Origin of the sequence: Flavobacterium paronense, from assembly GCF_030409795.1 — a bacterium.
GTDB classification, from domain to species: domain Bacteria; phylum Bacteroidota; class Bacteroidia; order Flavobacteriales; family Flavobacteriaceae; genus Flavobacterium; species Flavobacterium paronense.
This window is the reverse complement of the sequence record NZ_JAUFQN010000011.1, coordinates 1-8210: the sequence shown is the minus strand read 5'-3', so window position 1 is coordinate 8210 and position 8210 is coordinate 1. Positions and strand designations below refer to the sequence as shown.

The window sequence follows — 8210 nt, the reverse complement described above, 5'->3', positions numbered from 1 at the left end:
TATATTTGCCGGGTAACGAACTACGAACTAATGAGTAAAATGATGGCAAAAATTGGCATCTCTGATTTTAGAAAAGTTGCAGAGCCTAACTGGTATGCAACACACAATTTCCACGGACAGTGGTATCTTGATTCAGATAAATTAGACGATTTTTTACATTACAGAAGCCAATCTGTCGATGATTTTGTTGAATTTTATGGACAAGTAATGCAACAAGCAGCCAGTGAACAAGCAGATTCCATGCCTACTATAACTCCAGAACAAATTGTTCAAGGAATTCGTGAGAATAATGAAAGAACCGCTTTAACGGATACTGGAACTCTCCACTGGGTGATTAATAATGAAGACGAACAATTAGATGCCTTCTTTATTTCACGAAAAAAATGGGCAGAGATTCCTGGCTGGGATAAGTTTGTCCTTCATAGACCAGTAGGAACACCGGTTGTATTAGATCACGGATACGATGAAACAAAACCTGAATCCGAATTAACGATTGAGGATGTAAAAAAAGCTGCCCTTTTCCGTGGTGGCAAATGCTTATCTGATTCCATGACCGTTGGTAATTGGTCAGACAAATTAAATTTCCAATGTCATTGTGGCCATCACTTCTCCGCTAGCCCTCGACTTATTTTAGAAGCTGGACATTGGTGCGATGAATGCGAAAGAGAGAGTTGGAATTTTAACGAACAAGCAAAACACAGCCCCTTCTTCGCACAAGTATGGAATCCATTACATGATGAAGATGAATTAGCTAGATGTTATGTAAAAGAAGTGAAAGATACTGACATCATTTAATTACTAAAAACTTTCTACGAACAAACAGGATAAAATCAAACATACTAATGATATTTTTTTAATCTAAAATCCCCTAAACTAAGCCTTTTATAAGTACTTTAGTCTAGGGGATTTTTTCTGGTTTAGCTTGTTTTTTAATTTCTCTTCCTACTCAAATAATATAAATAGAAAACAAAGCTTAGCAAGCTAATAACCATCATAACAAGTGCTAATTTTAGCCCCTCCGGAAAGAAGGTGAACACTATGTTATTTTCTCCTTTATTCAATTGAAGGGATAAAAAAGCATTCTCAAATGGTAAGATTTCGACTTTTTTTCCATTAACGTAAGCTTGCCAGCCTTTATCGTAGGGAATTGTTGTAAACAGGACTTGTTTTTCTCTAAGTAAAACTTCTGCCGTTGCTTTTCTACCCTCGGTTTTAAATTGACCCCTTTTGATTTTATTTTTCCACGGCAGTTGTAAATTGTCCTACGTCTAGTAAAGCAATATCAGGTTCAACCAATCGAACTAATCGTTTGCCACTTTTTTGAGTAAATGAAGCTTTGATAGTGACTACCGTGTCTTTAGGATAGTAGCCTACTGTATAATATTGTCCTGTTTCTACCACTGAATGTTTATACGTGTTACCATCGACTGTTATTTCAACATTGGAATACCTTAAGTCTTTATAATCTACAGGGTACAAGCTAAGATATGCTTGCTTATTTGCGGGAATCTTGACTTGCCAAGTAATTTCCATTGGCTTCTTTTTTTCATACGGTTTATAGGAAACAATCGTTGTATGATTGATTACTTCAGTTGTCTCTTGGAGATTTTCCTTCTGGATACTCTTCAAAGGGATAACCGTGAAAAAATCGTCATTCATTTCGGCTAGATGATTAAATAATGTCACTTGTGTTCCCGATGTTTTCTTAGAATAAACCTCTTTATCTGTCAAATATCCTAAAGGAAGAGCATAGTCATTTTTGTATAAAGTAAAATCCCCACTTTTTTCTATTGGTTCATAACCGTATTTCATAATTGGTTGGCGAGATAGATTATATTTTATTCCTAGTAGGCTATCCATTAATAACGTATTGTTAGCGTAACGTATATTTAGGTTCGTCCCTGCAGATCGAAACCCTAATTGATTTAGATAAGCAGCCGAACGACGATTACGGATTGAAGAAAACTGACTCACCCCACTATATCCATAGTTAAACGCATCATTAGCAGAAACGGGGGTCAAATTCTCCAATCTATAAAAGTTTTTGTTGCTTTGTTTAGTTTGATCCACTAGTTTTCTAATCGCTGGGTAATCTTTAGCATAATAACTTCTTGCTGGATAATTCCACTCAAGCAAGATTCCTCGAACCAACCCATACCCATTCAGACCCATTTCAATACCTATTAAACACACAAACAGACAAATTAACCAACTAAAATTCCATTTTTTCTTGAATAATAAAAAAGCGAATAAGAGATATATCAAAAGAAAAAGAACACTCCACACAAAACTCATTGTATAGAGATAATCATACTTCCCTTGATCCGTTATAAACTTCGTCCAGACGAAAATTCCTAAAAGAAAAAAAACAATTGAAACTATTTTACTATAATCTGTGGACTCTAGCTTTACCCACCCATAGCCTGCTAAGAGAATAAGCACGAAAGAGAATAGAAAACTAAACCGAAAAAGAAACATCGCTGGCGAATGCATCCCATGCCAAAATAGATTGAGGGGTTCTACATAAAAACTAACAATCAACAGAAAGAGTAGACTGCCATAGCCTATTTTTTCCTTAAGAGCTACTTTTTTTGTCATAAAGAAAAATAGGCAAAGGATTAGTGTCCAGAGTCCTACAAATATATAGGGAGTAGAGCCGAATTTGGTTGTATCATAAACGCCAATCATATTTTTAATCGCCAAATCCCAAGGTCCCGTGTCCGCTGTCTTGAACGTTGAAATAGCTGACCAAGCTTCCCCATTATTTTTAATATCTAAAAATGTCGGAAGTAACACCACCGATGAAACACCTAATGAACAAATCAGTGTTATTAGGTACTGAGCACTTTTCTTTAAGTAGTTTTCGGGTTTTAAAATCAGCTGAAGCAACAGATAAAAAACCGAAAATAAACCAATCATAAAAGCAATATAGAAATTAGATACAAACAATAGTGAGTAGCTAACAAATAAAAGTAATGGCTTTTTTCGATCAAAAATGCGATGAATTCCTAAGATGACCAATGGCAAGTAAATTAATGCATCTAGCCACATAATAATTTCAGAATAGGCTAGTACAAATGACATCAAACTATAGGATAGACTTAATACCAGATACTTCCAACGCGCTAACTTAAACATCTGACTTGAAAAAAAATAGAAGGAGCAGCCTAACAAGCCAATTTTTAATAAGGTCAGACCATAAATGAAATCAGTAATTTGAATTCCTTCAAAAAAGACTACTAAAGGAGTAAAAATCCCCCCTAAGTAGTAAGCCATAAAGGACAGTAATTTAACCCTAATGAGCTATTCCATGTATAAAAAATAGATTGCTCTCCTGACAATACATGCTTAAACCCGGAAAAAAAGTTAGAAAACTGAGAAAATGAATCACTTGCCAAAATCGTTCTCTCTTGGCTACCTGGATAGATTCCAATCGAAAAATAAATTATTGACAAAATACCTAAAGGAATTAGAAAGCTTAGAATTAAGTATTTCCAATTTATTTTTAAATACTGTTTTACCATTTATTTATTGCTCCTTTATTCGTCTCAAACTACTTGGCCCATCATTTTACTAACTTTTCTAAATCCTTTTGACTGACTCTAAATGATCCAAGACTTTTTTTTGGTTTGTTTTCGTTTTTGAATATCTTTTTGGTAATCTTCATAAATTTCTGGGTCTTTTAATGATCGATTGATTGCGCTCCAATGTTCAACCCTAGCTCCTTCATATTACTATAGAGACGATTTAATAACTGTTGCTCTTCTGAACCTAACCTTCCATCGGCTCTTCGCGCTCCGTAACTCGCTAAGCGAGCCGCCAAATCATATATTACAGTCTGGACTTTCTCAGGTTTTTCTGTCTCTGGAACTTTAGCTACTTCCTTGCTTAATTCACTCAAAAGAACATACCCTTGAATAACTGCTTCTGAATCTTTCTCTTTAAGGTGGTAGATTGGTAATACAATCCGTAGGTAGAACCTGCTCCACAAGCTAAACTAATTAGAAAACAACTAATAACTGTTACTCCTATCCTATTTTGTTTTTGGCTTAGTTTTTTCTTCTTTCGATTCCAACGTTGCCTCGCTTTTTTCTTCTTTTTAGGTGGTCTTTTCCCCTCCAAAAGACGAATTTTTTTTCTATTTGATAGGAAGTAACACAAAAAATGAAGAAAAAGATAAAACCTAAAAAAGTGAGAGATAGGAGCGCTAATAAAATACCATCTAAAATCTCCATTCTCTATTTCCTTTCGTTTTTGTTCTTCCTTTTTTATTTTGTTGTTTTTGACTCGTTCTTTTTTTCTTGTTCTTCATCCGAATCAGTAAAAATATCAATAAAGCGAGTAACAGAACAGTAGCAATAATCAAGCCCACTAACAACCAATTTACACCAGAATCTTGAGTCAAAGTTAAATCTTGTTCATTAAATTTTTCTGCTTCATCATTCGAAATGGTGAAGGTCTTTTCCCATTCCCACCGTCCACCAGAGAGTGTTGTGACTAGAATTTTTGCTTTATAATCCCCTGACATCATCTTTTCACCGTTCATAGGTACTGGAAAATTGATGGTTGTGTTAGGAGCCATCCGCATCTTTGTTTTTTTCGTTTCATAGATAACTGACTCTGAATTTTTCTTCATGATGTTACTTCAGTTGTCATATCGTTAACATAAATTGGGGTGACATTAGAAAAATTTACAAATATCGCATTTCTGTAATTGCTTAATTCCGGATAGATTTATTAAATTCCAGCTTAGGTTCAATATTTTTGGAGTCAGAATTACTCAACAACATACCTGTCAGATAGGCAAACTTATTTATAATCATCCCTTTATTCTCTTTTTTAATATCTTGGTCTTTCTCTTGTAATTGAATCCCACCTGAAATATAGCCTTCAAAAGCTTCCTCCGGCATTTTATATTCAAATCTAGCATCGTTTCACTTTTAGGAGCCAATGTAACTTCTTTGGGTGCTTCTACAATAGTTGAAAAATCATACTTTAAAGAACTATCATTAGGAATATTATTGGGGCCATATTCAATCACTCCATTACTATTTGTTTTCGCACTATTCAATGCCACACCTAAAACAATTTGTTCTTCAGAAGTATTTTTTAATTTCATTTGTACCATTTGCTTTTGTCCAGGATTCAAATGTAAATCAAAATATCCTACTTCTTTGTTCTGTTGGTTTTCTGGTTGAATGACTTCAAAGGCAAATCCCTCCACTCCCAGTTTTTTTTCTGATTCAGCTTTTGCCTTAACAGAAAAAAATAGGCAAAACCCAACTATGTATACGATCATCATAAAATAAGCTATTCTTTTTTATTCACTAGAATCCTTCTTTCTTTTAAAGAATAGGTCGAGATAAAAGCATTTAGCCTTGAAAGCTAAGTCCTTAAGTTCTTACTATTTTAGCATTTAGAGCTTGATAGGATTGGAACAAAGTATAGGGGATGCTTTCTTCTCGCCGATTATTCAGATTTAAAGAGCGAACAAAACTGATTTTTAGTTTTGTTCCACTCTCTGATACAACGAATCCTGAGAGAACTATTTTGCGTCAGCAATTGACCATGTAATCTCAGCCTGATATTCACCTGTTCTTAAAATCGTGCTTCCAGGAACTTCTAAAGAGACTCCTTTATACTTGCCTGCCGCTGCACTTGCATTTTCATTGGTATCAAACATTAATTCGAAAACACCAAAACCTTTTCCTACTTCTTTGTTCTCTACAAATGTTTGTTCCACATCAAACACTAACGGAGTTACAGCTTTTACTGTAGCTGCAGATGGTAAAGTTGACTTGTTTGTTCCTGTTACTAAAGAAATATTTTTGTAATCCAATGTAGCACCACTTAAAGTTGTGCCTTTGTTGCATTTGAAAATTGTTTTGTCATTTTTGCAGAAATAGTAAAATAGTTGTTTGTCGTATCGGCGCGAACGTCTTGGAAACGAACAAAATGGGCAGTTTTCACGGGTTCTTTTTTATCGTCTTTGCCGGTAGTAGTTGCAAATGGTAAAGCTTCATATGATTTATTAGAATCATTTGAAATAATATTATGAGAATCAAAATCCATATCTGTGACAGATACAATTTTCAATGCTAAGGGATCTGTATTTTGTGATGGCTCATTTAATTCTGGCCCCGTTGATTCTCCTGGTTTGTTATTCGACGGATTTGTTGTTAAGTCTTGAGTAAATGTCACTTTTCCTTTTCCTGTTACGCTTGGTGCTGCTTTTGAAATACTCGGTAAGGCTAGACCTACTGCTGCTGTAGCTAATAAGGCAACTCCTACTAATTTTTGTGAATTTTTCATGTTTAATTCCTCCAATTTTTTTCATTCATTTATTTATGGTAGCTCGGATAATATCCAAGTTATCACCGTTTGATAGGTTACTAAATCTTTTTTTGTTGCTCCTGGAATCGATAAACTCAATGCTGTATTTTCATAGATTGGTTTATTTTCAAAATTACTATCGACGACGGGATTGCCTTTGCTATCCAATTTAGGGACTAGAGTATTTTTCATTTTTTGAGAGTTATCATTTGTAGCACCGAAAATAATTGCCCAAGTCCCCTCGCCTGTTCCTTTTTTAGCTTCAGCCAAATTATAAGTTTCTCCGATTCGGTTCATTTGAATCACTTCTTTTGAAACTAAAGGTGCTGTTGAAGAACTCGTAGAATTAGCCCACGACTTGTCTAACGATATAACCGCTCCTTTTAGTTCTTTGTTTATTGTGCCTTCATTTCTAAATTGTGTTTCTTGACGAACCTGTAAGGTCCAACCGCCTCCAGTCGCACGATAATCCGATAATTGAATATAATTCCCTCGCACTCCAGTATTTCCATGAAACAATTGAGCATTACCATAGTAAACTTGATCTGTTTTCACTCTCTTCACTTTCCAAAATTCGAATTTAGGAACATAATCTATTCTTAAATCGCCTGTCGTATAAGGACTTCCTCCTGGATCTGCACTTTCTCCTGGGTGTTCTGGATCGATTACCTGCCTAGGATAAGTACCTTGAAATTCAATTAATCCTTCCCCCGGTACTGAGGATGTCGCCTGTACAGAATCAGAAAATAGTATAGAAAATAATATGCAAACTCCAAAACTAACAGAAAGCAGTTGGACTTTTTACTCATTTTTTTGATTCCTCCGTTTTCTATAAAGAGAATAACAACAGTAAAAGAATTAACACTCCAATTCCACCTAAACTGTTTCGAACAACTTCACTGTTGCCGGTAATTTTCCTTTTGGCTTTTGGATAGTTGGTTCATTAGAAGTCTGTGTGGTTTTTTCCTCAAAAAAAGCAATCTCGCCATTTGTTTGAACCGCTCCACCATTTTCTTCCGCAAATGCGTAACATGATAAGGAGAAGGCACTATAAAGAAAACATAAAATAAGAACAATCCGTCTTTTTCTGTTTATTCTTTCATAATCAACGCTCCTTTCATTAGGGGGTGAATCCTAGTTTCCATAAAATAGTCGCTTGATATTCACCAAGTTTTCGAATACTTCCCGCTGGAATATTTAATTGCAATCCCGATTTCCCGTTGTCCCAACTATCGCTTATGTTGTATGAGCCTGGGCTTTGATGCTGATGAACAACAATCGGCACTGCTTCCCTTCCTCTAAAAGGAGCGTCTCCCCTCCATCTACTTTATACTGAAGCGCTTTTGGTAAAATTTTACTTGGATCTACTTGATTTTTAAAAGGATCTTCAACCGTTGCCGTCATCGTCCATTGACTAAGAGTTCCTCGGTTATCCCAAACTTTTAAAGGATTGTCATAGGTTGGCTTCTCTATTTTTTGGTCAAACAAACCAATTTTTTTAATTCCAAAATCGATTGAAGTTGGCGCTGACTCTAAAAACAGTGTCCCTTCAAATTTATATTGAACTGTCGTCCCTGCCGCTTCAACTAGAACAGCCTCTTCATCTGTTGGACGATGGTTAACCAGATACTTCTTATTAATTATTTCTGTGATAACATCCGTAATCGTTTTTCTTTTGTTAAATCAACAGTTTTACCAATCATTCCTTCAATTAGAACGGGTTCATGTAAAGCTGTTCCTTTTTCATTTATGAATTGTACAGTTATATTAGCAAAACGGTTAATCACAGTGACTGAGATAGTTTTCACTAGGTCGTCTGCTAAACTAGAATCAGCTTTTTTCACTGTAAAAGTTACTTGATAATATAGCGCGCGTGT

8 protein-coding genes and 2 pseudogenes are annotated in these 8210 nt (G+C 35.2%); 1 reads left to right on the top strand and 9 read right to left on the bottom strand.

Annotated elements, in window-relative coordinates; translation table 11 throughout:
* A pseudogene (locus tag QWY90_RS17145) lies at positions 1-795 on the top strand (NAD-dependent epimerase/dehydratase family protein); the annotation flags it as partial.
* Between the two features lie 134 nt (positions 796-929).
* Here QWY90_RS17145 and QWY90_RS17140 read toward each other — a convergent pair.
* The 9 genes and pseudogenes from QWY90_RS17140 to QWY90_RS17100 all read right to left on the bottom strand — a co-directional run.
* Complete coding sequence (locus QWY90_RS17140) at positions 930-1232, bottom strand: YfhO family protein (RefSeq protein ID WP_500683664.1); 303 nt, start codon at positions 1230-1232, stop codon at positions 930-932.
* A 1-nt stretch (position 1233) separates the two neighbouring features.
* Positions 1234-3524, bottom strand: a pseudogene (locus QWY90_RS17135) (YfhO family protein).
* A gap of 698 nt (positions 3525-4222) precedes the next feature.
* Positions 4223-4636: a WxL protein host-binding domain-containing protein gene (locus QWY90_RS17130; RefSeq protein WP_290283984.1), complete on the bottom strand. Its 414-nt coding sequence runs from the start codon at positions 4634-4636 to the stop codon at positions 4223-4225.
* Between the two features lie 183 nt (positions 4637-4819).
* Entirely contained in the window at positions 4820-5302 is a 483-nt protein-coding gene (locus tag QWY90_RS17125) for a DUF916 domain-containing protein (protein ID WP_290283982.1), read from the bottom strand.
* 243 nt (positions 5303-5545) lie between these two features.
* On the bottom strand, positions 5546-5839 hold the full coding sequence (locus QWY90_RS17120) for a WxL domain-containing protein (protein ID WP_290283981.1): 294 nt from the start codon (positions 5837-5839) through the stop codon (positions 5546-5548).
* Between the two features lie 11 nt (positions 5840-5850).
* Positions 5851-6312 carry a hypothetical protein gene (locus QWY90_RS17115; protein WP_290283980.1) on the bottom strand — a complete coding sequence of 154 codons (462 nt, stop codon included), beginning with the start codon at positions 6310-6312 and terminating at the stop codon, positions 5851-5853.
* Positions 6313-6345: 33 nt separating this feature from the next.
* On the bottom strand, positions 6346-7086 hold the full coding sequence (locus QWY90_RS17110) for a WxL domain-containing protein (protein WP_290283985.1): 741 nt from the start codon (positions 7084-7086) through the stop codon (positions 6346-6348).
* Between the two features lie 483 nt (positions 7087-7569).
* Positions 7570-7821 (bottom strand): hypothetical protein, encoded by a 252-nt coding sequence (locus QWY90_RS17105; RefSeq protein WP_290283979.1) that lies wholly within the window; start codon positions 7819-7821, stop codon positions 7570-7572.
* 152 nt (positions 7822-7973) lie between these two features.
* Positions 7974-8210 (bottom strand): hypothetical protein (locus QWY90_RS17100; RefSeq protein WP_290283977.1); only part of this gene is annotated, 237 nt, incomplete at its 5' end.

What these genes read in the sequence shown, in the direction of transcription:
- QWY90_RS17130 (WP_290283984.1), bottom strand. Translation starts at nt 4,636, where the DNA reads ATGAAGAAAAATTCAGAGTCAGTTATCTATGAAACGAAAAAAACAAAG.
- QWY90_RS17125 (WP_290283982.1), bottom strand. Translation starts at nt 5,302, where the DNA reads ATGATGATCGTATACATAGTTGGGTTTTGCCTATTTTTTTCTGTTAAG.
- QWY90_RS17115 (WP_290283980.1), bottom strand. Translation starts at nt 6,312, where the DNA reads ATGAAAAATTCACAAAAATTAGTAGGAGTTGCCTTATTAGCTACAGCA.